This is a genomic window from Bacillus sp. FJAT-50079, from assembly GCF_018343515.1.
GTDB lineage: Bacteria > Bacillota > Bacilli > Bacillales > Bacillaceae_C > Lederbergia.
In genome coordinates, this window is sequence record NZ_JAGYPD010000002.1 from 458,293 (window position 1) to 483,835 (window position 25,543).

The window sequence follows — 25,543 nt, forward strand, 5'->3', positions numbered from 1 at the left end:
ATTAAGGGCAAAGGTTTTTTCGGAATAAAGATTGTTAGATTTATTTTTTGGTACTCATGCACGATTCAGGCATGGCAAGACAAACGTGCTATTAAGTAATTTTTTATTAAGGTTGGTACGGTGGGATAGGGGTGCTGATTTCCGTTTTGGTTGGACGCTTTCCGGGGGCGTGTCTTGAGCCTCCTCGTCGCGGCAAGCGCTCCTGTGGGGTCTCAAGCTGCACGCACATCCCGCCGGAGTCGACAGCCGTCACTCCAATCAACGCGTTTCAAACTTGAATGCAATCCAATAAGGTTACCTAGAATCTGGAATTTCAACTCTTTCATTTGACGGAATAGATGATTCTGGTACGCCATCATCATTGGCTATAAAAGGGCTTAAATTAAACGTTTCCTTTGTCAAATTCATTAGGGGCAACACGATTATTTTCTCTTATAAACAAAAAAGTGTAATTGGATGATTAAATGGTCCAATTACACACGAAGGGATTGTTTTTTCATAGGCACTGTTTAGCTTTCATCAGCTCTGTTGATTGGGCAGCTATTGGGGGAAAAACGTATCTACGCAAGATTCCACAGGAGCCGTTTATAGGATCGAAGCCTGAAGCCGCCACATTGTGTGGCAACTGCTTCGTGACCGATATCTCCTTGGCGTGAGGAAGCTCACGGACCGCCCGCGAAAAGCGGCCATCTGGATCGGAAATCAACAATACGAATAATCTCTGCATTAAGAGAACTGTTTCAGTTCCCTTATTTTTTAACGGGTCTTTTTAATGACTATTTTTGTTCAATTTATTCTTCTAGCCATTTTCTTTGTTCCTCTGTGAGAGGATAGTTTTCTAATAGATCTGGTCTGCGGTTTTTTGTCCGTTTCAATGATTCTTTTTCTCGCCATTCTTGGATTTTACGATGATCGCCAGATAGCAATACATCAGGGACTTTCATCCCTCTGAAATCGGCAGGTCTTGTATAATGAGGATGTTCCAATAAGCCAGACGAGAAAGAATCAAGCACAGCAGATTCGTCATTTCCGAGCACTCCTGGTAGGAGACGGACGACCGAATCAATGATTACCATGGCTCCAAGCTCTCCACCCGTCAGTACATAATCGCCGATCGAAATTTCATCAGTAACGATATGCTCACGCACACGTTCATCATACCCCTCATAATGACCACAAATGAAAACGAGATGGGATTCTTTTGCTAGCTCTTCTGCCTTTTGTTGATTGTAGCGTTCACCTTGGGGACATAACAGAATGACCCGTGGTTTCGTATCATTCGTTTCCTTGATATGTGCCATAGCATCGAAAATCGGTTGCGGCTTTAGCACCATTCCGGCTCCACCACCATACGGATAATCATCAACAGCCGAATGCTTGTGATCAGAGAAATCTCGAAAATTGGTAAGTTGGAAGGAGACGGCTTCCTTTTCAGTCGCCTTTTTTAAAATCGAAGAACCAAAGACACCGGAAAACATTTCAGGAAAAAGCGTTAAAACATCAATCTTCATCATTCGATCAAACCTACCATTGGTTCAATGATAATTTTCTTTTCATTAATTGAAATGTCAATAACAACATCCGCAATGTATGGAATGAGAATCTCTTTACCACTTTCACTTTTAACGACCCAAACATCGTTCGCGCCTGGTGTAAGGATTTCTTTTACAACACCAATATATCGATTGTCATTCGTAATGACATCACACCCGATGATTTCGTGAAAATAATACTCACCTGATGGTAATTCCCCTAATTGTTCAGCACTCACTTTTAAAATGCTGTTTTTCCAGCTTTCGACCATATTAATGTTTGTATATCCTTCAAACATTAATAAATCAAAATTTTTATGTCTACGATAGCTTCTCACTGTTAACGCAATTGGTTCTTGTTTCCCTTGCAGAAAAAGCATGAGCTGATTGCCGACCGCATATCTTTCTTCTGGAAAATCAGTTTTGGAAATCACCCTTACCTCACCATGAATGCCATGAGTATTAACGATTTTCCCAACATTAAACCAGTTTGCCATTCTTTCTCACCTCTCGCGAATCTCTTTCACAATTCCGTCTTCGATAATAATGATTTTGCCCTTCATCATATCATCCCAATTATCGCCGACATTTATTTCAACAATTGCTTCAACGTCATCGTCTTTTAATTCCGCCCCTAGTGGAAGCAATTCGAGTTGTTCAATTTGAAATTCTATTAATTTAATCTTTTCCTTCCGCATCTCAATTTCTTTATTGAACTGCTGTTTTAGATGGGATGTCGAATATTTTTTTGTTCTTTGCAGTTTTTTTAATTCAAATAATAGCTGATCACATTCTTTATGTAATTGTTGCTTATTTTTCTCGTATTTTTCAAGCAATTGTTGCTTACTTACCTTTGTGAGTACCCTTTTCACTGTTACCTTTTGGAGAATTTTCATTGTATCATCCTCCGATTTGGATTATGTATACTTTATTTTTTTAAGTCAAAAAAAGGGAGGTGTTCCCCCTCCCTATTCGTCGATTTCCATGTATACCCTCTTATGTTGTTTTGACCCTGCTGCCGCATATACAACGGTTCTAATTGCTTTTGCAATCCGACCATGTCTACCGATTACTTTGCCGATATCATTTTCATGAACAGCAAGACGGTAGGTGATGCGTTGTTCTTCCTCATTCACATGTACCCGAACGTCATCGGGATAATCAACAATTGGTTTTACAATCGACAAAATGAGCTTTTCCATACGTATCACAATTACTTGCTATTCTTAGCGTTATGGAATTTTTCCATGATACCTTGCTTAGAGAACAAGTTGCGCACTGTGTCAGATGGCTTTGCTCCATCTTTCAACCATTTAATAGCTGTTTCTTCATTGATTGTCAGCTGTGCTGGCTCAGTAACCGGGTTATATGTTCCGATTTCTTCAATGATACGTCCATCACGTGGTGAACGAGAATCTGCTACTACAATACGATAGAATGGAGCTTTCTTTGCTCCTATACGTTTTAAACGAATTTTTACTGCCATTTTACTAGCACCTCCGAATAGTTTCACACAAGATAATATAATACCGATTTGTGTTTTGTTTGTAAAGTGTTTTTTCTTAACATCTAAAAAGTAATGATGTTTTTACATGAAAGGTAGTTTAAATCCACCTTTTTTTCTGCCTTTTTGCTGCATTCCTGTCATTTGCTTCATCATTTTTTTCATATCTTCAAATTGCTTTAAAAGACGGTTCACCTCTTGTACAGTCGTTCCGCTTCCTTTCGCAATTCTCCGTCGCCTGCTTGCATTAATAATTTCAGGTTGCAGCTTTTCCTTTGTTGTCATGGAACGAATGATCGCTTCTACATGCCCAATTTGCTTCTCATCGATTTGCAAATTGTCCATGCCTTTAATCTTATTCGCACCCGGCATCATTTTTAATAGTTCGTCAAGTGGCCCCATATTGCGCACTTGGCCAAGCTGGTCAAGGAAATCATCAAGAGTGAATGAAGCTGTACGGAATTTCTGTTCCAATTCTTTTGCTTTATCTTCATCAACAGACGCTTGGGCCTTCTCGATTAATGTAAGCACATCGCCCATCCCAAGAATTCTTGATGCCATTCGCTCAGGGTGGAATGACTCAAGTGCATCCAGTTTCTCACCCATCCCGACAAATTTAATCGGTTTTTCGGTTACGGAGCGAATCGATAATGCCGCCCCTCCTCGTGTATCACCATCGAGCTTCGTTAAAATGACACCGCTAATTTCTAGCTGATCATTGAAGCTTTGCGCAACGTTGACAGCATCTTGACCTGTCATCGCATCGACGACAAGAAAAATTTCGTCCGGATTTGCAACATCTTTAATCGCTTTTAATTCATCCATCAATTCCCCGTCAATATGCAAACGACCAGCCGTATCGATCAATACGTAATCATGATGGTCTTCCTTCGCTTTTTCAATCGCTTGACGAGCGATTTCAACAGGGCTTACTTGATCCCCTAGGGAAAACACAGGCATGCCGAGTTGCTTACCTAATGTTTCTAGCTGTTTAATTGCTGCTGGGCGATAAATGTCCGCAGCAACAAGCAATGGGTTTCTGTTATATTTTTTCCGAAGTAAATTGGCAAGTTTTCCAGTTGTTGTTGTTTTCCCCGCACCTTGTAACCCTGCCATCATAATGACCGTCGGGGGTCTTTTGGCGACAGCGATTTGACTTTGCTCTCCGCCCATGAGCTCGGTAAGCTCTTCTTTTACAACTTTAATGACTTGCTGACCAGGTGTTAGGCTTTTCATTACTTCTTGTCCAACAGCCCGTTCACTTACTTTCGAAACAAACTGTTTCACGACCCTGAAATTGACGTCGGCTTCAAGAAGCGCAAGTCGAACTTCACGCATCATTTCTTTAACATCCGCTTCAGAAACTTTCCCTTTTCCGCGGATTTTTTGCATCGTTGCCTGTAATCGGTCGGCCAATCCTTCAAATGCCATAATGCCGCCCCCTAATCCAATTTTTCAAGCGCAAGCAAATACTCGCTTAGTTTAGCCTCATCTAATTTCCCTTCAGCTAAATCTATTTTTAATTGTGCGGTAATATTTTTTCGCTCTTGAAATTTTTGAAATAACAACAATTTTTTCTCATATTCCTCCAGCATGGCTTCGGTTCGCTTAATATTGTCGTAAACCGCTTGTCGGCTTACTTCATATTGCTCAGCGATTTCTCCAAGGGAGTAATCATCAAGATAATAGAGGGACATATAACTTTGTTGCTTCTGAGTTAACAGCGCATGATAAAAGTCGTATAAATAATTCAAACGCGTTGTTTTCTCAAGCATGGTCATTACATCCACTCCTTGTTAAGTTAAAATGCTTTACACTAAAATCATACATGTCCATATGCATATTGTCAAGCACTGAACATATTCCATTACGTGCCTATTCGTTCATGTTTTCGATCGTATCAGAAAACAATCCATACACATATTTCTCCGCGTCGAACTCTTGGAGGTCATCCATTTTTTCTCCAAGTCCAACAAACTTAACCGGGATATGTAGTTCATTGCGGATTGCAAGGACAATTCCACCTTTTGCTGTCCCATCCAATTTAGATAGAACTATTCCCGTTACATTCGTTGCATCTTTAAACGTCTTCGCTTGGATCAAAGCATTTTGTCCTGTCGTTGCATCTAATACAAGTAATACTTCATGCGGCGCTCCTGGAACTTCTCGCTCAATGACTCGCTTTACCTTTTCAAGCTCATTCATTAAATTCACTTTATTTTGCAAACGTCCCGCTGTATCGCAAAGCAAAATATCTGCCTTTCTTGATTTTGCCGCTTGAACGGCATCAAACATAACTGCCGCTGGATCAGATCCTTCCGCTTGCTTTATCACATCAACACCAACACGCTCTCCCCATACTTCGAGCTGTTCAATTGCCCCAGCACGGAACGTATCACCAGCGGCAAGCATGACATGCTTGCCTTCCTGTTTAAACTTATGAGCAAGTTTACCAATCGTTGTCGTTTTTCCGACTCCGTTTACACCGACAAATAAAATAATCGTCAATTCGTTTTCTTGAATATTCAATGTCGTTGGGGATGTGTCGTCTGCTTCATAAATCTCAACAAGTTTTTCTGAGATCACAGATTGAACATCTGCTGTATCTTTAATATTGCGCTTTTTCACTTCTGTTTTTAATTCATCAACGAGCTGCATGACCGTGTCAAAGCCGACATCTGCCTGAATTAAAATTTCTTCTAATTCTTCAAAAAAGTCTTCATCGACTTTACGGTATCTTGCAACTAAGTCATTTACTTTTTCTGAAAAATTATCTCTTGTTTTTGCCAAACCATCTTTAAACTTCTCTGAAATTGAATCCGTAGAAGTAGTAAATTTTTCTTTCAGCTTTTTAAAAAAACTCATGTTTTTCCACCTCTATATTTATATACTGTATAAGTTGAATAAATAACGTACATAAAATGCTGAAAGTAAACACCGTTGATTTCCGTTCCAGGCGGACGCTTTCTGGGGGGCGGCACGTTTGCCGCTCATCCCCCAGGAGTCGCCGCCTTTCACTCCAATCAACTAGGTATACTTCTGATTAAAACCATTTAAATGAACATTTTAACTTCAACTTATATCGTAGCCATCTCTTCTTGATCTTGTAATTTCACCGAAACGAGCTTCGAAACCCCTGATTCTTGCATCGTTACCCCGTATAATACGTCAGCGCCTTGCATCGTACCTTGACGATGAGTAATGACGATGAATTGTGTTTCATTGCTAAACTTTTGTAAGTATTGGCTGAACCGATACACATTTGCTTCGTCCAATGCCGCTTCCACCTCATCAAGTACACAGAAAGGAACAGGACGCACTTTAATAATCGAAAAGAGAAGGGCGATCGCGGTTAAAGAGCGCTCTCCACCGGAAAGTAAGCTTAAATTTTGTAGTTTTTTTCCAGGCGGCTGTGCGACGATATCGACTCCTGTGCGCAATAAATCATCAGGCTCGGTTAGTTTCAATTGAGCTTTCCCTCCGCCGAATAACGCTTGGAACACTCCTTCGAAATGTGCTTTGATTGCGTTAAACGTCGATGAGAAACGTTTTTTCATTTCTTCATCCATTTCAGCCATCACTTGTAATAACGTGTTTTTTGCTTCGGCTAAATCTGCTTGCTGTTCAGCTAAAAACTGATACCTTTCCGAGATCCGTTCATATTCTTCGATCGCACCGAGATTAACCGTTCCCAGTTCCTCAATCTCACGTTTAATTAATGTTACTTTCTTGGCTGCTTCATCTGCAGCGATTTGCAGCTGATACTGCTCCTTCGCCCCTTCATATGAAAGACGATACACCTCACGCAGTTTTTGCAGTCGATTTTCCAACTCGACATCAAGGCGATTCGTCTGAATTTCCGCCTCCACGAGCAAATCATTCACAGCTTTGTATTGATTTTTCAATTGCTTACATTCGTTCTCATTTGCAGCGATCGTCGCTTGCTGTGTTGTTCGTTCATTATACAAATGAGTAAGCTTTTGTTCTATCGTATCTTTATCGGCTTTTTTCTTCAATGCTTCAGCCGCTAGCTCCTCCTCGCTCGTAAAATGACCGGACATTTCATTTTCTAGCCAATGCAAATCATCGACTAGAGACGTTTTTCGCGCCTTTGCTTCTTTCAATTCTTTATTTAATGATTTTAAATAGTTCGCGCTTGATGAAAGCTGTTCATTCATTACCGCATATTCTGCCGTCAAATTGCTTACTTCCTCACGCAATGACTCTTTTGAAATCCGCTCATGATCTCTTCGTGCTGTTAGTTCCGCAATTTGTTGATTTAGCGCATCTGCTTTTTTCTCATTGTCTTCTAATACAGTTTTTAATGCGTGCATGCGTGCGGAAATTTTGCTGGATTCAGCATCTAGCTCATTTTTTTCCAGATCATATAAAGATAGACGCTCATCAACATTCTTTTTATTCACTGTAATTTGCAAAATATTTGCTTCTAAATTATTTTGTTCCTTGCGTAATTGCTCGCCGGATTCTCTAATTGCTTCAAGCTGTTTTTCCTCGGCTGTTAACGCTTCTTTTACCTCTTGCCAACGAGCTTCTAAATTCGCTGTCTTTTCGCGCATCATTGCTATTTTCTCTGTCAGCTCTTCAAGTTCACTTTTTCGGCTAAGTAATGAGCCGGCTTTTTGCTGTGTCGCTCCGCCCGTCATCGAGCCGCCCGGATTGACGATGTCGCCTTCTAGGGTGACGATTCGATAGCGATATTGCAAAAGCTTCGCTAGTGCGTTTGCCCCAGCCAATCGATCAGCAACAATCGTCGTTCCTAGTAGACTTCTAATAGCAGGGGCATGCTCTGGAGCATACTGAATAACATCCGCCGCGACTCCAACGAACGCCGATTGCGCAGCTAATGTCTCAATTAAGCCATGCTGTATCCGTTTTTCCTTTATGATATTAAGTGGTAAAAACGTCGCTCTCCCGTATCGATTTTCTCTAAGATATTCAATCGCTCTTCTTCCATCTGCTTCTGTTTGAACAACGACATGTTGCACAGTGCTTCCCAACGCCGTTTCAATTGCAAGCTCAAATTTTTTCGGGACTTGGATAAGCTCGGCAACGGCTCCTTCGATGCCCGTCAATTTTTTCTCCCGCGCTTTTAGCACTTCACGAACACCTTGGAAAAAACCGATATAATCGTCTTCCATTTCCTCTAATGTTTCTTTGCGCGAAATGGATTTCTGTAAATAATGATGAGCCTGATTTACGAGCGAAGCTTGTTCATCCACTTGCTTTTTCAATTCGGAAATCTTTTTATCTGTTTCTTGAAAAGACGTTAATTGCGTAGAAAGCTGATCTTCCACTACTTTTAGCTGTTTTTGTTTTTCGGCAAGTGCTGCTGTCACTTCATTTCGTTCAGCAATATATTTTTCATTTTCGCGATCGAGCCGTTCAGCCTTTACTTGCTGCTGACGTTTTTGCTGCTCTAAATATTGATGCTCATTTTTAGCTGATGCTTGCTCATTTAATCGTTCGATATAATCGCTTTTTAATGATTCAATTGTTTCTTCAATTGAGCCATCAAATAAGTCAACTTGCTCTTTTTTCTGCTTAAGCTTATTTTTTAATTGCTCCGCAGCTTTCTGCTTGATCCGCGTTTCGTCTACCAACTGCTTTTTCTTCATTTCTAATTGTTCAATCTTTTCCTCTGCATCATGGATGTTTTTCGTTAATTGAGCGGTATTATCGGTCGCATTTTTTTTACGCTCCCTTAAAACATCTCTTCTTCCTTCAAGCTTTTCAAGTTCCTTCGTTGCAGATAGAAGTTCGGACTGAAGTTGACTAATTGTTTCATCGATGATGATTAATTGCTCACGGACAACGGTCAACTCCGCTTCGCTTTTTTGAACATCTTCGGCAAGTTGGTGATCACGTGCCTGTAATTGTTCGACTTTTCCTTTAAATTGTTCCCAGCTTTTATGTAACGTATCGATTTCATAAACCGTTAGCGCGACCTCATAATTTTCGAGCTCTGCTTTTTTCTGCAAATAATCGTTGGCAATCGACGCTTGAATTTTTAATGGTTCGACCTGTCCTTCAAGTTCATGAATGATATCATTGACGCGCTGTAAGTTTTCAGCTGTTTCATGCAGCTTCGTTTCCGCTTTCTTTTTCCTCATTTTATATTTGAGGACGCCAGCCGCTTCTTCGAAAATCGTTCGTCTTTCCTCGGGCTTACTATTTAAAATTTCTTCTACTTTCCCTTGGCTAATAATTGAAAAGGCTTCTTTTCCAAGTCCAGAATCCATGAAAAGATCAACGATATCTTTTAATCTGCATGATTGGCGATTCAATAAATACTCACTTTCACCCGAGCGAAACACTCTTCGTGTGACACTTACTTCATTGTATTCGATCGGCAAAGCACCGTCTTCATTGTTTAAAGTCAATGTCACTTCCGCATAATTTAATTGTTTTCGTGAGTCACTTCCAGCGAAAATAACGTCTTCCATTTTCCCGCCACGAAGTGATTTAGCCGATTGTTCACCGAGCACCCAGCGAATTGCATCGGTCACATTGCTTTTTCCACTTCCGTTTGGGCCAACAACAGCAGTTACACCAGGGACAAATTCAATATTCGTTTTTTCGGCAAACGATTTAAAGCCAATAATGTCCAACTGTTTTAAAAACACCTTATTCCCCTCCTTTCTTTTTGTTCTTGCTTCTTATTCTTCTTTTCGCTTACTTAAAGCCATTTGGGCCGCATGCTGCTCCGCTTCTTTTTTTGATCTTCCCGAGCCTTCGCCAAGCACTTCGTTATTTAATAATACTTGTGAGACGAACGTCCGATTATGCGCCGGACCTTCTTCGAGTAAGATTTTATATTCAAGTACCCCAATTCCATCTCTTTGAATATTTTCTTGCAATTGGCTTTTAAAATCCATCACATGAGAAAAAGCACCAGCATCGACTTGCGGATAAACAGATTTTTCGAGGAACGAGATCGTTGCTTCAAGCCCTTGGTCAAGATATAACGCACCTACAAAAGCTTCAAATGCATCAGCAAGCAAAGCCGGCCTTGATCTTCCTCCTGTCATCTCTTCTCCTTTTCCTAATAGCACTGTTTCGCCAAAATTTAATTCAGTCGCAAACTTAACGAGTGAAGGCTCACAGACGATCGATGCCCTGATTTTCGTTAACTCGCCCTCGCTCATTAGCGGAAATTTTTTGAATAGATATTGGGAAACGGTTAGTTCCAGAACCGCATCACCTAAAAACTCAAGGCGTTCATTGTCTTCATGCGGTTTTTTCCGATGCTCATTCACATAGGATGAATGTGTAAAAGCTTGCATAAGTAATTTTTGATTATGAAATTGTATTCCGATTTTTTCTTGGAAGTTTTTCATGCGATTTTCAATGAGATGACTCATTTTTCTCTCACGATTTATTTTTTTCCTCATGTGTGATTCCACCTTGATAGAAATAATGTAACGTAGAAATGTCCCGCCTACAAAGAACGGGACATCATCTAAACTTCAACGACTAGTTTTTACTTTCTATGTAATTAACAGCGTCGCCGACTGTTGCGATCTTTTCAGCATCATCATCGGAAATTTCCAAATCGAATTCATCTTCCAATTCCATGACAAGTTCAACAACATCTAATGAATCTGCTCCTAAATCATCTTTAAAAGAAGCTTCAAGTGTTACTTTTGATTCTTCCACACCAAGACGGTCAACGATAATTTGAGTTACGCGTTCTACTGTATCTGCCATTCGTTTCACCTCCCCTCAAGTCATTATAAAGGAAAACATTAAAAAGTAAAATGTTTAAAATGATTACATAAACATGCCGCCATTAACGTGAATGGTTTGGCCAGTAATATATTTCGCATCATCTGAAGCTAAAAATAACGCTGCCTTTGCGATATCTTCCGCATCACCAAATTGCCCGAGCGGAATTTGCTGTAACATCGCTGTTTTCACATCTTCTGGTAATTGATCGGTCATATCTGTCGTTATAAAGCCTGGTGCAAGTGCATTGACTGTAATTCCTCTTGCAGCAAGTTCTTTTGCTGATGTTTTCGTAAGTCCGATTACGCCAGCTTTTGCCGCTACATAATTAGCTTGTCCTGGATTCCCGATTTCACCAACAATAGAAGAAACATTAATGATTCTACCTGATCTTTGCTTCATCATTTGTCTTGATACAGCTTTCGTGCAGAGGAATACGCCTTTTAAGTTAATATTAATGACATCATCCCATTCGTCTTCCTTCATGCGCATTAATAAATTATCTTTCGTAATCCCTGCATTATTTACTAATATATCAAGCTTGCCAAATTGTTGAACCGCCGCTTTGACCATTTCACCAACAGATTCGCTGTCAGCGACATTGCATTGATAGGCAATTGCATTGCGTCCTAATGCTTGAATTTCACTGACTACTTCATTTGCTTTCGCTTCACTGCCTGAATAATTGACAAGGACATTAGCACCTTCTCTAGCAAAATGTAAAGCAATTTCTCGGCCAATTCCCCGTGATGCACCTGTTACAATGACAGCTTTCCCTTCTAACTTCATTTTCCTTCTCCTTTCAATTGCTCGATCGCGCTTTGACAACTATCCGGATCTTGGACTGAAATCGTTGTGACGGAGCGATTGATCTTCTTAATTAATCCAGAAAGCACTTTTCCTGGCCCAATTTCAACAAATGTATCGACCCCATTCGCGATCATTGCTTCAACCGAATCCTCCCATAAAACGGGTGAGTATAATTGTTCGATTAATTTTTCTGCAAACTGCGAGCCGTCTGTAAGTGGATGCGCGGTCACATTTGCTACAACCGGAACCTTTGCATCACTTATATTAATTTCAGCTAAAATTTGAGCAAATTTTTCTGCTGCCGGCTTCATTAATTCGGAATGAAACGGCCCGCTCACTTGCAACGGAATGACTCGTTTTGCTCCTTGAACTTTTGCGACTGCACCAGCTTTTTCAACCCCAGCGACCGTACCAGAAATAACAATTTGGCCTGGACAGTTAATATTCGCCATTTGTACAGAATCACCAGCTTGGGTAACTTCGCCGGTAATTTGCTGCAACTTTTCCCGGTCAAAGCCCATGATCGCCGCCATCGTTCCTTTTCCGTTTGGAACGGCTTCTTCCATAAACTCTCCACGTTTTCTAACGGCATAAACGGCATCGGAAAACTCCATCACACCGCTTGCGACTAACGCTGAATATTCACCAAGACTATGACCAGCCGTGTAATCAGGTTGAATCCCTGCTTCTTGAAGGCGCTGCAAAAGAGCAATGCTCGTCGTTAACAATGCCGGTTGCGCATTCGTCGTTTTTGTCAATTCTTCAATTGGTCCATTAAATATAAGGGATGATAGCGATTCATCCAATCGTTGATCTGCTTCTTCAAAAATATGCTTCGCCCGTTGGTCTGCCTCAGCAATGGCTTGTCCCATTCCAACTGTTTGCGAGCCTTGTCCTGGAAAAACAAAAGCGATTTTCCCCATTTTTTCACCCCATCTATTATACGTTTTGTTTTGCTTCTACTGCTTCCCTAATTTTTTCTGGTACTTGATGAATAACCATTTCACGCGCTTGACGTACAGCATGGTAAATGGCATTCGCATTCGATGAACCATGCGCTTTAATAACAGGCGCATCTAATCCGAATAGACATGCACCACCATATTCTGTATAATCCATTTTATTTTTCAATTGGACGAGATCAGATTTAATTAGGCCAGCAGCAAGTTTATTTTTAAAGCTCCCCATGAACGTGTCCTTTAACATCGAAAATAACGATGATGCCGTTCCTTCGATCGCTTTTAAAACGATATTGCCTGTAAATCCATCCGTAACGACAACGTCCGCATGACCTTCCAGTAAATCTCTAGCCTCAATATTCCCAATAAAATTCAAATCTGCTTGGCTAATGAGTTCAAATGCTTTTTTCGTTAATTCATTTCCTTTATTTTCTTCGGTTCCAATATTTAATAATCCGACGCGAGGACGGTCAATTTTTCGAACCTTCTCAGCATAAATATTGCCCATAATCGCATTTTGCAATAAATGCTCCGCCTTTGCATCGGCATTTGCTCCTAAATCGAGCATGACAAACCCTTTGCCATCAGTAGTCGGGAGCGTTGGTGCGAGTGCAGGTCGATCAATTCCCTTGATCCTTCCAACGACAAATAAACCCGCAGCCATTAATGCCCCAGTATTGCCTGCTGAAATGCACCCATCTGCTTCGCGATCTTTCACCGCTTGTGCCATCATGACCATGGAAGCTGCTTTCTTACGGCGAACTGCCCGCACGGGTTCATCCTCTGCTTCGATTTTTTCATCTGTATGAATGATTTGAATTCGGTCAGATTTTGTTACATATTTATTTATTTCTGTTTCATTTCCGTATAATACAAACTCAACATCTGTAAAGTCTTGGGCAGCTTTCACGACGCCAGCTACAATTTCTTTCGGCGCGTGATCTCCTCCCATTGCGTCAATTGCAATTTTCATTCGTTTTCACCTTCTATTCATTGACTGGAGCGATACATTTCAAATTCACCTTTGAATACGATCTCTTGACCGACATAGCTAAGCACACCGACAGTCGTTCGATCCGGTCGTGTTGTTTTCTCCACTTTCGCCTTGGCAACAACACGATCACCAAGTTTAACGGGACGAGTAAAATGAACTTTTACTTTCATTGTCAATGCTAGCTCATCATCAATCACAGCAACTGCCAAAGAGTTGGCTTGGGCAAATAAATGATGTCCTCTAGCAATCGAATTTCTTTTAAACACATGCTCTTGCTTTACATCGAAAATCGATATCGCTGTCTGGTCAAGTTGAATATCAATAACCTCTCCAATTACTTCATCGATTGGAAGTGATTTTACCTCGTCATCTACATGCTTTTCAGCAACATTTTTTATTCTCTCCCTAAGTTCAGGGATCGACAACTCCATTCGATCTAGGCGAATGGTTTGAACGCTGACAGAAAATCGTTCAGCTAATTCCTCATCTGTTACAAATGGATTCTCTTCAATTGTCTCGATCAAAAGCTTTTGCCTTTCTTTTTTAGGCCGCCTCATATTATCAACACCATTCAAGATATTAAGACTAGGTATTAATAGTAGTATATAAAAATAAAAGAGGAAGCGCAACAAATATGAGTCTATGATTTTCACTAGAAATGTACGACTTCTTCGAAAAAAGGTAGATTTGGGTAATGGGATGTTGATTTGCGCTCTAGGCACTTCGCTTTCCGCGGGTGAGCGGTGAGCCGCTTCGGGCCAACAGGATGTCGGTCACGAAGCCGTTGCCACACGATGTGGCGAATTTAGGCTTCGTTCCTTAAACGCGCCTTGCAGGGTCTCACCTATCTCGCACATCCCGCTGGAGTCTTCGTGCCTTCCGCTCCAATCAACGCATTTCAAAAGTATCCCTTTTAGTTAACCATAAAAAACCTGTTTCTTTCGGCAAATTTGATCAAACCTTATTCCAATGCCACAATTGAGCGGATATTTTTACTAAAAAAACTAAATGACTTTGGTAAGAAATATGCCCGTTTCTTGAAATACTAAGTCGGGTGCATGCTCAACTTAGTATTTTCACAAGGTTAATGGAGGATTATGCAAAAATATAATGCAAGGGGTTGCATATGAAAATAATGAATTATTTTTTTCACGTTGTTAACTCTAATATTAGCACTATCGACTTGTGCTCCAAGTCCTATTTTTGAATCGTATGAAGGGAAATCTTTAAGATTAGCAGTAATTGGAGAGCCACAAGAAGTGAAAGAAGAACAAGTAAGTTCGAGGAAATTTCTTTCGGTGATATAAAAAGTGAGGTAATGGATTCTTATGATGCCGTCTTAATTATGGAAGAAAATCTTATCGAAGCTGCTGAAAGCCAGTATGCAGATGTTTATTTAAATATAACCGTTCCATTCTTTTTATCAGCTTCGAATCAAATCCCTTTTACTATAAAAGATATGGCTTGGGGTTGGATTCCTAGTACTGAATATGCTGTTGGCATTCTTACCTCTCAAGAAGGCGACGCATTAAAAGGCTGGAGATATGGTTTATATAACGAAGAAAAGACTGATGAACATATAAGAGATGTGTAGTCAAGAATTTCCAAGACATTTGATGAACGGAAGGGGCTATCCTAAAGTCAAACGTTTATTGACTTTAGAATAGCTACTTTTTTATGCACAGGTAGGGTAGCTATCCAGTTCCTCCTGATCCATATTTACGTCATTTTGGTCAATCGAATTTTATCCGATTGCCCCTTTCCAGTAAAAAATCACCGATATGGGCATTCGATACTCGCCCGATTGCCCCTCGCCAGTAAAAATTCCTCGATACGGGCATTCGAGCGCACGATGTTTACAAAAAAACAATTAGTATTACTTTTTAGACAGCCCCTATATCATTTTATTTGCGAATTATTGCTTTGTACTTCTGAACAAACCAATTATCTAAATACGATTTATCAGTCCAATTTTTCGTGCGATAATACGCCAGACATTTCTAAATAGTTACGTAGTGTAGCATATTCTTCGTCTTGCCAAAACTCCTTTAGCTCGATGATATGTGCAGCATCGTTTCGAGCGGTTTCCAGCGCACGATAATCATGGACCATATCCGCGACTTTAAATTCCGGCAATCCGCTTTGTTTTTTACCAAAAAATTCACCGGGACCGCGCAGTTCTAAATCACGCTCACTTAATACGAAGCCATCATTCGTTTCCGTCATAATTTTCATCCGTTCTTTACCAACGTCTGATTTTGGATCGGCGAGCAAGATACAATAGGATTGCTCCTTTCCACGTCCAACTCGACCGCGAAGCTGATGAAGCTGCGCTAACCCAAATCGTTCCGCATCATAGATGAGCATAACCGTTGCGTTCGGAACATTTACTCCTACTTCAACAACGGTTGTTGAAACGAGTACTTGAATGTCGTTTTGGCTAAAGCTTTTCATTACTTCATCTTTTTCCGCAGATGGAAGTCTTCCGTGCATGAGCCCGACTGCAAATTTCCCTTGATAATGAACAGATAATAAATCAAAAAGATCGATGGCGTTTTGCACATCTAATTTATCCGACTCCTCAATGAGTGGACAAATGACGTATGCTTGCCTTCCTTTTCTTAATTCTGCTTCTATGAAATTCAAAATCCGATCAAGCATATCGTGCTTCGCCCAATACGTTTCGATCGTCTTTCTTCCTGATGGCATTTCATCTATGATCGAAACGTCCATTTCTCCAAAAACAGTGATCGCCAATGTTCTTGGTATCGGTGTAGCTGTCATAAACAGCACATCCGGATGTTCCCCTTTTTCCCGTAAAACTCGGCGTTGTTCAACACCGAAACGATGCTGTTCGTCTGTAATGACGAGGCCTAGTTTATGAAAATGAACATCATCTTGGATAAGGGCATGCGTTCCGACTAGCAAATCGATTTCTCCGTTTCTAAGCTGCTCAATGATGGCTTCGCGTTTCTTCCCTTTGATCGAGCTTGATAATAAGGCAATCGACACACCTGCTGGAGCAAGCAATTCTGTTAATGAAGCGACATGCTGTTCAGCGAGAATTTCTGTTGGCACCATTAATGCTCCTTGGTAGCCTGCCGTAATACTGGCGTATAAAGCAATTGCGGCAACAGCCGTTTTCCCTGATCCTACATCACCTTGAAGGAGCCGATTCATTTTATAAGGGGATTTTAAATCCGCACATATTTCATTGACAACCCGCTTTTGAGCGTTTGTCAACCCAAATGGCAGTGAATCGATCAATGCCTTTATTCGTTCCAAATCATATGCTTGAATAATCCCTGCTGATTTTTCCCTTTCAATTTTGCGCAGTGCTTGCATTTTCAATTGAAAATAAAGAAACTCCTCATAGACAAATCTCCTTCTCGCTCGCTTTCGATCTTCCTCCTTGTCAGGAAAATGAATCGCATGCAAAGCCGTTTTGCGATCAAGCAAGCGATATTTGTTTATGAGCGATAGCGGCAAAGTTTCTTTCATAAGATCGCTATATTCATGAAAGGCTTGCGCAATATAACGGCGCAGCGCTTTTACACTTACATTGCCCTTTGTTGAGTATACAGGTTCAAAGTTCGCACTTTGTGAACGTGGACCTATCGTCAAATCTTGTCCAGTTATTGTTTGTCTATGTTTATCCCATTTTCCCGAAACGGTAATCACATCTTGTGGAGCGAGCTTGCCTTTTAAATAGGCACGATTAAAAAATGTGACTTTAATTAAATAACGATCGACGAGCAGATGAATCGTTAGCCTGCTTTTTTTCCTACCGTAATACATGAAAGAAGGTTCACTATGAACCTTCCCTTCAACGGTTATTCTTTCATCATGGGCAACATCTGCCAAATCACGCAATCGCGCATCATCATATCGAAATGGAAGATGCTCGATTAAATCGGCGATCGTTTCAATGCCCATTTCAGCTAATGTTAGGGCCGTTTCAGGACCAATTCCTTTTAAAACCGTAACGGGATCCGTCAGCGACCTACTCATTATTCCACCGCGAAAATATAATGGTAGAGCGGTTGCTTGCCATTATGAATTTCAATTTCAAGCTCGCCATACGTTTCATCCACATACGTTTCTAACTGTTCAAGATCTGCCTGTTTTGTGTCCTCTCCATATATGACAGTCATGATCTCTGAATCCTCATCGATCATTTTATCCACCAATGTTTCTGATACGGTAGATAGGCTTGGATTTGCAGCAACAATTTCCCCGTCTAAAATAGCCATATAATCATCTTTTTTAATGGCTAATCCGTCGATGCTCGTATCACGGACAGCAAATGTCACGAGCCCCGTTTTTACTTCACTCAGTGCCGCTGTCATTTCTTCTTTATTTTTGTCCAGTGATAATGACTCGTTAAAAGAAAGAACAGCAGTCAATCCTTGCGGAACTGTTTTGGAAGGAACGACAATGACCTCCTGATCGGCAATCGCCGCTGCCTGTTCAGCTGCCATAATAATATTTTTATTATTTGGCAATAAAATAATTTTATTGGCATTCACCGCTTGAATTGCCTTCATCATATCTTCTGTGCTCGGGTTCATTGTTTGTCCACCTTCAATAACTTCCGACACTCCGACACTTTTAAATAATTCGGCAATGCCAGCACCCATTGAAACGGCGATGATCGCATAATCCTTCCGTTCTTTTGCAGGCGAATGGTCAGCATGCGAAGAAGCTGGTGCAGATTCTCCAACAATTGACCGATGCTGTTCCCTCATGTTTTCAATTTTCATATGAATTAAGCTTCCATATTGCTGTCCATATGTTAAAACTTCACCTGGCTGCTCTGAATGAATATGAACTTTCGCTACTTCATCATCGGCAATTACGAGTAAGGAATCACCGAAAGCACTTAAATCATTTCTAAATGTTTCTTCTGAAAACGCCTTTTGATGATCGAGACGAACCATGAACTCGGTACAATAGCCAAATTCGATTTCGTCTGTATTCATGAAGCCTTGAACATTTTGATGATGGTGGGCACTCACAAGCTCATCCATAGAAGGCTCGATCGTATGCTGTGGAAGCTCCTCACCTTTTAACACAGCTAAAAACCCTTCATATACACATACTAAACCTTGCCCACCACTATCAACGACACCTACCTCCTTTAAAACAGGAAGCAAATCTGGCGTACGTTTCAATGATGCCTTCGCTTCTTTCACAACCGCTTCCATAACAACGACAATATCCGGTTCACTTTTTGCAACCTCGACCGCTTTGCTCGCAGCATCTTTTGCAACAGTTAAAATCGTCCCTTCAACAGGCTTCATTACTGCTTTATAAGCCGTTTCCACTCCCACTGCGAACGCATCTGCAAAATCAACGCTTGTCAAAATGGATTTCGCTTCAATCGCTTTTGAAAATCCGCGAAATAATTGTGATAAAATCACCCCCGAATTTCCACGCGCACCCATAAGTAGACCTTTTGATAACGCCGCCCCAACTTTTCCGATTTGCTCTTGGCGATTGTTTTGTACTTCTTTTGCGCCCGACGACATCGATAAATTCATATTCGTTCCAGTGTCGCCGTCAGGAACGGGAAACACGTTCAATGCATCAACCATTTGTGCATTCGCTGCTAAATGGTTGGATCCTTGTATAATCATATCGGCGAACCGATATCCGTCCAATGCTGTAATTGACACGAACTTTTCCTCCTTATTAAGGATTCGAGACCCGAACCCCTTGTACATAAATGTTTACTGTATCGGCTGAAAAACCAACTGTTTGCTCAAGTGTGTATTTAACCTTCGATTGCACATTATGGGCAACTTCCGAAATTTTCGTTCCATAGCTTACGATAATATACATATCAATATGTATTGACGTCCCCTCTTGACGGACGATAATCCCTCTAGTGAAGTTCTCTTTTCGTAAAATATCTGAAAATCCATCTTTTATTTGGTTTTTAGAAGCCATTCCCACAATTCCATAGCAGTCGATTGCAGCTCCTCCAGCAATGGTTGCAATCACATCATTAGATATCTCAATCTGACCGTACTTCGTTGTCATCTCTATTGACATACAACTTCCTCCTTTATCGAAATATCATGACTGTACATTTTCATTCTGCATCATATCATATACACCTTATAGCTATGATTATTTTACTATACAAGGCTCTGTTTTGAAAGTATGATCCTTTTTCGGTAAATGCTTCCTAAAAAGGATGTCAAGGAAAAGTTCTTTAAAGGAGAAGTTTGATGTATTGCATTATGAAAGCATGTGTGATAAATTATTAAAGTATCTTTAAATGTGCAAATTGAAGTAGTTCGGGAGGGAATAATAGATGGCGAAACAATGTGTAATTACTGGACGCAAAACTGGAACTGGTAATAGACGTTCTCACGCGATGAACGCAAACAAACGTACATGGGGGGCAAACCTTCAAAAAGTACGCATTCTTGTCGATGGAAAGCCTAAACGTGTTTGGGTATCTGCAAGAGCGCTTAAATCCGGTAAGGTCGAAAGAGTATAATAAACATTATAACAAATTGCAAAAAAAGGCGCCTTTTAAGGTGCCTTTTTTCTATTTGCTGCTAACTACATCAATTCTTTTTAAAACCTAGCACGGCTCTGACAAGCCCACCTAAAAACCTTGGAAGTTTAATTGTATAAAACCTCATAAAATTCCCTCCTAATGTGAAAATATCGGGATTTTCCTCAATCCTATCATATTCATCATTTATGGATAAGTACGTGCTCTAACAGGAATGGGCGATTTAATCTGTACTTCTTACCATCATTAATATGCCTTTTTCAAAAGAAAAAGTACCTGTTTGTTGTAGAAGTTCATTACTAATGCAAAGAGATGAACCAAAAGGCACATACTTGTCCTTGAGAGGATATTTGAACCCTTTTAAACTTAGCCCGAATATTTCACTGCTTAGAGGAAGAAATGAGATATATTTTTTTGTGTTATCAATTTCTATATCATATTCACCAGGGTAGAAAATAGAAATGGTGTTTTGAATGTCAATGAGTTCAAACGTCACCGTCTGCTGTTTGAGTTGATATGGAGCGAGCATAAAAGCATTGGCGAAAAAATGATCGCTTCTCCCCCCCGTACCACCAAAAATCTTGATTGAATCAGGGTTATGTTTTAACGCCCATTCGATTGCTAGCTCCATATCCGTCTCATCTTTTTCTGGTTTAAAACGGTTAACAGCTTGAATGTGACTGCGAACTTTTTCCCATTCTTCCGCTGAAATTGAGTCAAAATCACCGACAGCAAAATCTGGGCGAATGCCGGCATCTAATAAATAAATGACACCACGGTCAACACCAATCCATAAAATGTCTTGATCATTTCCTTGAAAAACGTCCGGAATTAAATGACGCGGACCGCCTGCCATAATATGAATCGCCTTATTATTCGTTTCCATCATTACTCCGTAATTTGCTTGCGTAGCTCCTGGATTGCTGCCTTGCGATCTTCGTTTGCAAAGATGTTTGAGCCAGCTACGAATACATTTGCGCCTGCATCCATACATTGCCTAATCGTTTCGCTGTTTACGCCTCCATCGACTTCAATATCGACAGAAAGTTGCTTGCGATCAATCATGGCCTTCACTTCGCGAATTTTCGGTAAAACATTCGGAATAAATGACTGTCCACCAAAACCTGGGTTGACCGTCATTAATAGAACCATATCGATATCATCAATAATATGTTCAATCGTCGATACAGAAGTAGCCGGATTTAAAACAACTCCAGGCTTTGCTCCTAATCTTCTAATTTCTTGAATCGTCCGATGTACGTGCGGATCGGCTTCCACATGTACTGTTACGTAATCCGCTCCTGCATTGACAAACTCTTCAATGTAACGAGCCGGCTCTTCAATCATTAAATGAACATCAAGCGGCAGATCCGTCACTTTGCGAACCGCCTCTACAATTAAGGAACCAAATGAAATATTAGGAACAAAATGGCCGTCCATGACATCAATATGGATTAGATCTGCTCCAGCAGCTTCTACCTCTTTAATTTCATCAGCTAGCTTTGAAAAGTCAGCCGCCAATATCGATGGTGCAATTTTCATCATAGTTAGTACCTCGGCTTTCTATCTATTATTTCTTGTATAAATTGTTCATAATGCTCATATCGATACGATGGAATTTCACCTGATTGAGCACTACCTTTGACGTGACATCCAGGTTCGTTTAAATGTAAACAGCCTCTAAAACGACATTGCTCACTTGCCTCCGATATTTCCGGAAAATAATCCGTTAATTCTTCTTTTTCAATCGTTGAAAATTCGAGCGAGCTAAATCCAGGCGTATCAGCAACAAGCCCTCCGCCGATTTCGACCAACTCTACATGACGTGTCGTATGCTTCCCACGGCCAAGATGAGTTGATATCTCGTTCGTTTTTAATTGCAGCTCTGGTTTTAATGCGTTCAGTAACGATGATTTTCCAACACCGGACTGACCAGCAAATACACTCGTTTTTCCCATTAAATAGGGGCGTAGCTTTTCGATTCCTTCATCGGTTTTTGCTGAAAGCTTTACAACATCATAACCAATTTGCTGATAATCATTTATATACTCCTCGATTTTACTACGTTGTTCTCCAAGGAGGTCAATTTTAGTTATACAAATAAGTGGTAAAATTTGCGCTTCCTCAACAATAACGAGAAAGCGATCGAGAAGAAGTGGGCTAAACTCCGGTTCAACAGCTGAAAAAACGAGAATCGCTTGATCAATATTGGCAATTGCAGGTCTGATCAGCTCGTTGCTCCGTTCTTTGATTTCCATAATATAGCCTTCTTTATCATTTTCAGCTTGAAAGACAACTTGGTCTCCGACAAGTGGGGTGATTTTATTTTTTCGAAATACTCCCCTGCCTCTGCATTGGATGACACTTCCTTCAGATAACACGTAATAATAACCGCTTAGCGCTTTTATTATTTTACCTTCTGGCATCGAACCCTTCCTTCCAAAAGCTTATATTGGAGGACAAAAAGTCCAGCTCCCTTCCTACGGACGAAACGAATGCATTGCAAGCAAGCCATTTCACTCACGTTTAAAAGGTATAAGCGGAGCTGTCTTTAAAACAGAACCCGCTTGTCCTTTTTGTCCTTTATTGCAATTCATTATTCACCTGAATATTCTACTTCTTCATTAATTAATACAGAATTATCGCGAATCACTTGGTAGCTGGCCTTTTTTCCCTTTTCGATCGTCAGCTCGATTTCCTCTGTGACCGTTTCTGTAATCGTAAATGTTTTGACAGGAGTTGTTATACTATGATGCATATCTTGAACAAAGATGCTTACTTCTTGCTCCATTCCTTCTTCCGCCGGCTCATATGGAATCGTAATCGAAACGACCTTCGTCTGCGGCGGAATTTCCTCCTGACCTTTTGAAAGGATGACAGTCACTTTATCACCGTTAATTAATTCTGTGCCCGGAGCTGGCGTTTGCGATATGACGAGTCCCGCCGCGACACTATCCGAATATTCCTCACCGGCGATTACGATTTCGAATCCAGTAGATTCTTCATAGCTTTCTAACGCATCCGCATTATAGCCGCTTAAATTTCTTAACGTCATCTTCTTCGGTCCAAGACTGACGACGAAAACCAAATCTGTTTCTCCCGGAACAACTTCTCCTGGCTCATGATTCTGTTCAAGAATCGTCCCAACCGCCGAATCATCGTAGCGCGCATCCTTTTTAATGCTTTTAAACTTGACAGGATCAAGTATGCTGACAACACTATCAAACTGTCTGCCTGTGTAATCGGCAAGAGGGAATTTCTCCTTGCCTGAACTAACATAAATGTCTACGGAACTGCCTTTTTTCACTTCTTCATTCGCTTTCGGTTCTGTTTTAACGACGGACCCTTCAGGGATTTCTTCATGAATAATATCGTGATTTTCTCCTAATTTTAATCCTAACTCCGAAAGCTTCATTACTGCCTCGTCATATTCATATTCACTTAGATCAGGAACGACAACGATTTGCGCATCACGTATAGCCGGAAGAATAAAGCTGAAGAAAACGACCGCCAATAGAAGCAATGTCATAAAAATACCAACTAGCCATGGCCATTTTTTTCTTTTCTTCTTCGTTGGCGGTTGTTTTTTAGCGCCACTCGGTTTCTCCTTTTCTTTCGTATGGAGCACGGTATCATGACTTGCACTATGTAAATGCGAGTTTGTAATGACAGGGATTGCCCTCGTCGCATCGACATCTTCCGGAATCGTAAATTTTGGATCGTTTTGCCGTTCTGGATCGAGTGCTGTTTCAAGATCCTCCTCCATTTCCTCCGCCGCGTTATAGCGTAGAAACGGATCTTTCGCTGTTGCTTTTAAGACGATATTTTCAACGCTTTGTGGAATATCTGGATTCCAGCGTGTTGGAGAAGGTGTGTCAGATTGCAAATGTTTCAATGCGATCGAAACTGCTGATTCTCCTGAAAATGGCAACCTTCCCGTAAATAATTCAAACATAACGATTCCTAAAGAATAGATGTCCGATTTTTCAGTCGCCATCCCACCACGCGCTTGCTCTGGTGATAAATAATGAACAGACCCTAATACCGCATTTGTTTGCGTAATGGAAGTCGCACTCAGTGCCATCGCAATCCCAAAATCAGTGATCATCACTTGACCATGATGGTCTATTAAAATGTTTTGTGGTTTAATATCGCGATGAACGATATGATTTTCATGGGCGTGAGCAACAGCTGATGTTAATTGTTTCATAATATCGAGCGATTTTTCAATCGGTATTGGATGATATTGTTGAATGAATTGTTTCAATGTCATGCCATCAACATATTCCATCACAATATAATAAATATCGCCCTCTTCTCCAACATCGTAAATGCTAACAATGTTCGGGTGAGTTAAACTTGTCGCTGACTGGGCTTCTCTCTGGAAACGGCGAATAAATTCATCCTCGTTTGCAAAATCTAAACGAAGGATCTTAACCGCAACTTCCCTTTCCAAAATCATATCGAGCGCTAAATAGACGTTGGCCATTCCTCCGCCGCCAATCATCCGGAGGATTTTATAGCGTCCGCTTATTCTGCGGCCTATTAACATTCCTCACACCCGCTTTCATCGCTTTCATACTCAATGATTGCGAGCGTAATATTATCTTCGCCACCCTTTTGATTAGCTCGATTAATTAACGTCGTCGCTTTTTCATCCAAAGACCGATCACTTTCTAATACTTGGGCCATTTCTTCCACCGTTACTTTATTTGACAATCCATCTGAACAAAGCAATAGTTTATTCTCTTCTTCAAATGTAATCGTTCGCACATCCATCTCGACATGTTCTTCTGTTCCTAAAGCTTTTAACAAAATATTTTTACGCGGATGCTGCTCCGCATCTTCTCGTGAAATTTGCCCAGTTTTAATCAGCTCATTTAATAAAGAATGATCTTCAGTTAATTGGCTAAACCCCGATTCATTTAAAATATAACAACGGCTATCGCCAATGTTAACTACTGTTGCGAATAGATCCGTACAAATTGCGGCCACAATCGTTGTTCCCATGCCACTGCATTCTTCTACTTCCAAAGAATGACGATAAATCTGTTGGTTAACTTCCTTCACATTTGATAAAAACCAATTTTCCGCCTTTTCCGGTGTAAACGGTTCTTCAACTTTTGACCAGACATCTAAGAGAGCACTGACGGCCATGCGACTTGCAACTTCCCCTGCATTATGTCCTCCCATGCCATCAGCGACAATGGCTAAATAATCGCCGTTCTTATTTTTGAACACTCCGCCATTGTCTTCATTTTGCTGACGGATTTTCCCTTGATCCGTTTTGAAAATCATCGACAAGCTGATCACCCCACTCTTCTAGTAACCTCACAACTCTTTTTTGAATTCCTTGCTCTGGTAAACCTGTTGTTGATTTCCGCTTCAGGCGGACGCTTTTCACTGAGCGACCCGTGAGCCTCCTCAGACCAACAGGATGTTGGTCACGAAGCCGCTGCCACACGA

26 protein-coding genes are annotated in these 25,543 nt (G+C 40.8%); 2 read left to right on the forward strand and 24 right to left on the reverse strand.

Annotated features, from left to right (window positions below; translation table 11 throughout):
• Window positions 1-791 precede the first annotated feature (791 nt).
• From trmD to fapR, 15 genes are all read right to left on the reverse strand, one after another.
• Window positions 792-1,511, reverse strand: coding sequence for a tRNA (guanosine(37)-N1)-methyltransferase TrmD (gene trmD / locus KHA95_RS06185; protein ID WP_213136925.1), 720 nt, complete (start codon window positions 1,509-1,511; stop codon window positions 792-794).
• A complete protein-coding gene (rimM, locus tag KHA95_RS06190) occupies window positions 1,511-2,029 on the reverse strand; it encodes a ribosome maturation factor RimM (RefSeq protein WP_213136611.1) in 519 nt (172 codons plus the stop codon). The genes trmD and rimM overlap by 1 nt, the downstream gene beginning before the upstream one ends.
• 6 nt (window positions 2,030-2,035) lie before the next feature.
• Complete coding sequence (locus tag KHA95_RS06195) at window positions 2,036-2,428, reverse strand: YlqD family protein (RefSeq protein WP_213136612.1); 393 nt, start codon at window positions 2,426-2,428, stop codon at window positions 2,036-2,038.
• Window positions 2,429-2,500: 72 nt separating this feature from the next.
• A complete protein-coding gene (locus KHA95_RS06200) occupies window positions 2,501-2,734 on the reverse strand; it encodes a KH domain-containing protein (protein ID WP_213136613.1) in 234 nt (77 codons plus the stop codon).
• An 11-nt stretch (window positions 2,735-2,745) separates the two neighbouring features.
• Entirely contained in the window at window positions 2,746-3,018 is a 273-nt protein-coding gene (rpsP, locus tag KHA95_RS06205) for a 30S ribosomal protein S16 (protein WP_213136614.1), read from the reverse strand.
• A 102-nt stretch (window positions 3,019-3,120) separates the two neighbouring features.
• Window positions 3,121-4,467, reverse strand: a complete 1,347-nt coding sequence (gene ffh / locus KHA95_RS06210; RefSeq protein ID WP_213136615.1) for a signal recognition particle protein — start codon at window positions 4,465-4,467, stop codon at window positions 3,121-3,123.
• Window positions 4,468-4,478: 11 nt separating this feature from the next.
• Window positions 4,479-4,811, reverse strand: a complete 333-nt coding sequence (locus KHA95_RS06215) for a putative DNA-binding protein (RefSeq protein WP_213136926.1) — start codon at window positions 4,809-4,811, stop codon at window positions 4,479-4,481.
• A 100-nt stretch (window positions 4,812-4,911) separates the two neighbouring features.
• Window positions 4,912-5,901 carry a signal recognition particle-docking protein FtsY gene (ftsY, locus tag KHA95_RS06220; RefSeq protein WP_213136616.1) on the reverse strand — a complete coding sequence of 330 codons (990 nt, stop codon included), beginning with the start codon at window positions 5,899-5,901 and terminating at the stop codon, window positions 4,912-4,914.
• Window positions 5,902-6,113: 212 nt separating this feature from the next.
• A complete protein-coding gene (smc, locus tag KHA95_RS06225; protein WP_213136617.1) occupies window positions 6,114-9,680 on the reverse strand; it encodes a chromosome segregation protein SMC in 3,567 nt (1,188 codons plus the stop codon).
• 33 nt (window positions 9,681-9,713) lie between these two features.
• Window positions 9,714-10,448 carry a ribonuclease III gene (rnc, locus tag KHA95_RS06230; protein WP_213136618.1) on the reverse strand — a complete coding sequence of 245 codons (735 nt, stop codon included), beginning with the start codon at window positions 10,446-10,448 and terminating at the stop codon, window positions 9,714-9,716.
• Window positions 10,449-10,530: 82 nt separating this feature from the next.
• Window positions 10,531-10,764: an acyl carrier protein gene (locus tag KHA95_RS06235; RefSeq protein ID WP_213136619.1), complete on the reverse strand. Its 234-nt coding sequence runs from the start codon at window positions 10,762-10,764 to the stop codon at window positions 10,531-10,533.
• A 63-nt stretch (window positions 10,765-10,827) separates the two neighbouring features.
• Window positions 10,828-11,571, reverse strand: coding sequence for a 3-oxoacyl-[acyl-carrier-protein] reductase (fabG, locus tag KHA95_RS06240; RefSeq protein WP_213136620.1), 744 nt, complete (start codon window positions 11,569-11,571; stop codon window positions 10,828-10,830).
• Window positions 11,568-12,515: an ACP S-malonyltransferase gene (gene fabD / locus KHA95_RS06245; RefSeq protein ID WP_213136621.1), complete on the reverse strand. Its 948-nt coding sequence runs from the start codon at window positions 12,513-12,515 to the stop codon at window positions 11,568-11,570. Before fabD ends, fabG begins: the two co-directional genes overlap by 4 nt.
• Before the next feature lie 16 nt (window positions 12,516-12,531).
• Window positions 12,532-13,524 (reverse strand): phosphate acyltransferase PlsX, encoded by a 993-nt coding sequence (gene plsX / locus KHA95_RS06250; protein ID WP_213136622.1) that lies wholly within the window; start codon window positions 13,522-13,524, stop codon window positions 12,532-12,534.
• 17 nt (window positions 13,525-13,541) lie between these two features.
• Window positions 13,542-14,102: a transcription factor FapR gene (fapR, locus tag KHA95_RS06255; protein WP_213136623.1), complete on the reverse strand. Its 561-nt coding sequence runs from the start codon at window positions 14,100-14,102 to the stop codon at window positions 13,542-13,544.
• A gap of 761 nt (window positions 14,103-14,863) precedes the next feature.
• Here fapR and KHA95_RS22885 point away from each other — a divergent pair.
• Entirely contained in the window at window positions 14,864-15,139 is a 276-nt protein-coding gene (locus KHA95_RS22885; RefSeq protein ID WP_249316612.1) for a hypothetical protein, read from the forward strand.
• 368 nt (window positions 15,140-15,507) lie between these two features.
• Here the strand turns inward: KHA95_RS22885 and recG are convergent, their stop codons facing one another.
• Genes recG through KHA95_RS06275 form a run of 3 tightly spaced genes read right to left on the reverse strand, consistent with a single transcriptional unit; the run spans window position 15,508 to window position 19,602 of the window.
• On the reverse strand, window positions 15,508-17,556 hold the full coding sequence (recG, locus tag KHA95_RS06265; RefSeq protein ID WP_213136624.1) for an ATP-dependent DNA helicase RecG: 2,049 nt from the start codon (window positions 17,554-17,556) through the stop codon (window positions 15,508-15,510).
• Window positions 17,556-19,223, reverse strand: a complete 1,668-nt coding sequence (locus KHA95_RS06270) for a DAK2 domain-containing protein (RefSeq protein WP_213136625.1) — start codon at window positions 19,221-19,223, stop codon at window positions 17,556-17,558. The genes recG and KHA95_RS06270 overlap by 1 nt, the downstream gene beginning before the upstream one ends.
• A gap of 16 nt (window positions 19,224-19,239) precedes the next feature.
• Window positions 19,240-19,602 carry an Asp23/Gls24 family envelope stress response protein gene (locus tag KHA95_RS06275; RefSeq protein WP_213136626.1) on the reverse strand — a complete coding sequence of 121 codons (363 nt, stop codon included), beginning with the start codon at window positions 19,600-19,602 and terminating at the stop codon, window positions 19,240-19,242.
• Between the two features lie 265 nt (window positions 19,603-19,867).
• On the opposite strand from KHA95_RS06275, the gene rpmB reads away from it, so the two are divergent.
• Window positions 19,868-20,056, forward strand: a complete 189-nt coding sequence (gene rpmB / locus KHA95_RS06280; protein ID WP_213136627.1) for a 50S ribosomal protein L28 — start codon at window positions 19,868-19,870, stop codon at window positions 20,054-20,056.
• 70 nt (window positions 20,057-20,126) lie between these two features.
• On the opposite strand, the gene spoVM is transcribed toward rpmB, so the two are convergent.
• From spoVM to KHA95_RS06310, 6 genes are all read right to left on the reverse strand, one after another.
• Window positions 20,127-20,204: a stage V sporulation protein SpoVM gene (gene spoVM / locus KHA95_RS06285; RefSeq protein WP_213136927.1), complete on the reverse strand. Its 78-nt coding sequence runs from the start codon at window positions 20,202-20,204 to the stop codon at window positions 20,127-20,129.
• A gap of 96 nt (window positions 20,205-20,300) precedes the next feature.
• Window positions 20,301-20,963 carry a thiamine diphosphokinase gene (locus KHA95_RS06290; RefSeq protein ID WP_213136628.1) on the reverse strand — a complete coding sequence of 221 codons (663 nt, stop codon included), beginning with the start codon at window positions 20,961-20,963 and terminating at the stop codon, window positions 20,301-20,303.
• A gap of 2 nt (window positions 20,964-20,965) precedes the next feature.
• Window positions 20,966-21,622: a ribulose-phosphate 3-epimerase gene (gene rpe / locus KHA95_RS06295; protein WP_213136629.1), complete on the reverse strand. Its 657-nt coding sequence runs from the start codon at window positions 21,620-21,622 to the stop codon at window positions 20,966-20,968.
• 2 nt (window positions 21,623-21,624) lie between these two features.
• Window positions 21,625-22,503 carry a ribosome small subunit-dependent GTPase A gene (rsgA, locus tag KHA95_RS06300; protein WP_213136630.1) on the reverse strand — a complete coding sequence of 293 codons (879 nt, stop codon included), beginning with the start codon at window positions 22,501-22,503 and terminating at the stop codon, window positions 21,625-21,627.
• A gap of 170 nt (window positions 22,504-22,673) precedes the next feature.
• Window positions 22,674-24,629, reverse strand: coding sequence for a Stk1 family PASTA domain-containing Ser/Thr kinase (gene pknB, locus KHA95_RS06305; protein WP_213136631.1), 1,956 nt, complete (start codon window positions 24,627-24,629; stop codon window positions 22,674-22,676).
• Window positions 24,623-25,381, reverse strand: coding sequence for a Stp1/IreP family PP2C-type Ser/Thr phosphatase (locus KHA95_RS06310; RefSeq protein ID WP_283248128.1), 759 nt, complete (start codon window positions 25,379-25,381; stop codon window positions 24,623-24,625). Before KHA95_RS06310 ends, pknB begins: the two co-directional genes overlap by 7 nt.
• Window positions 25,382-25,543 lie beyond the last annotated feature (162 nt).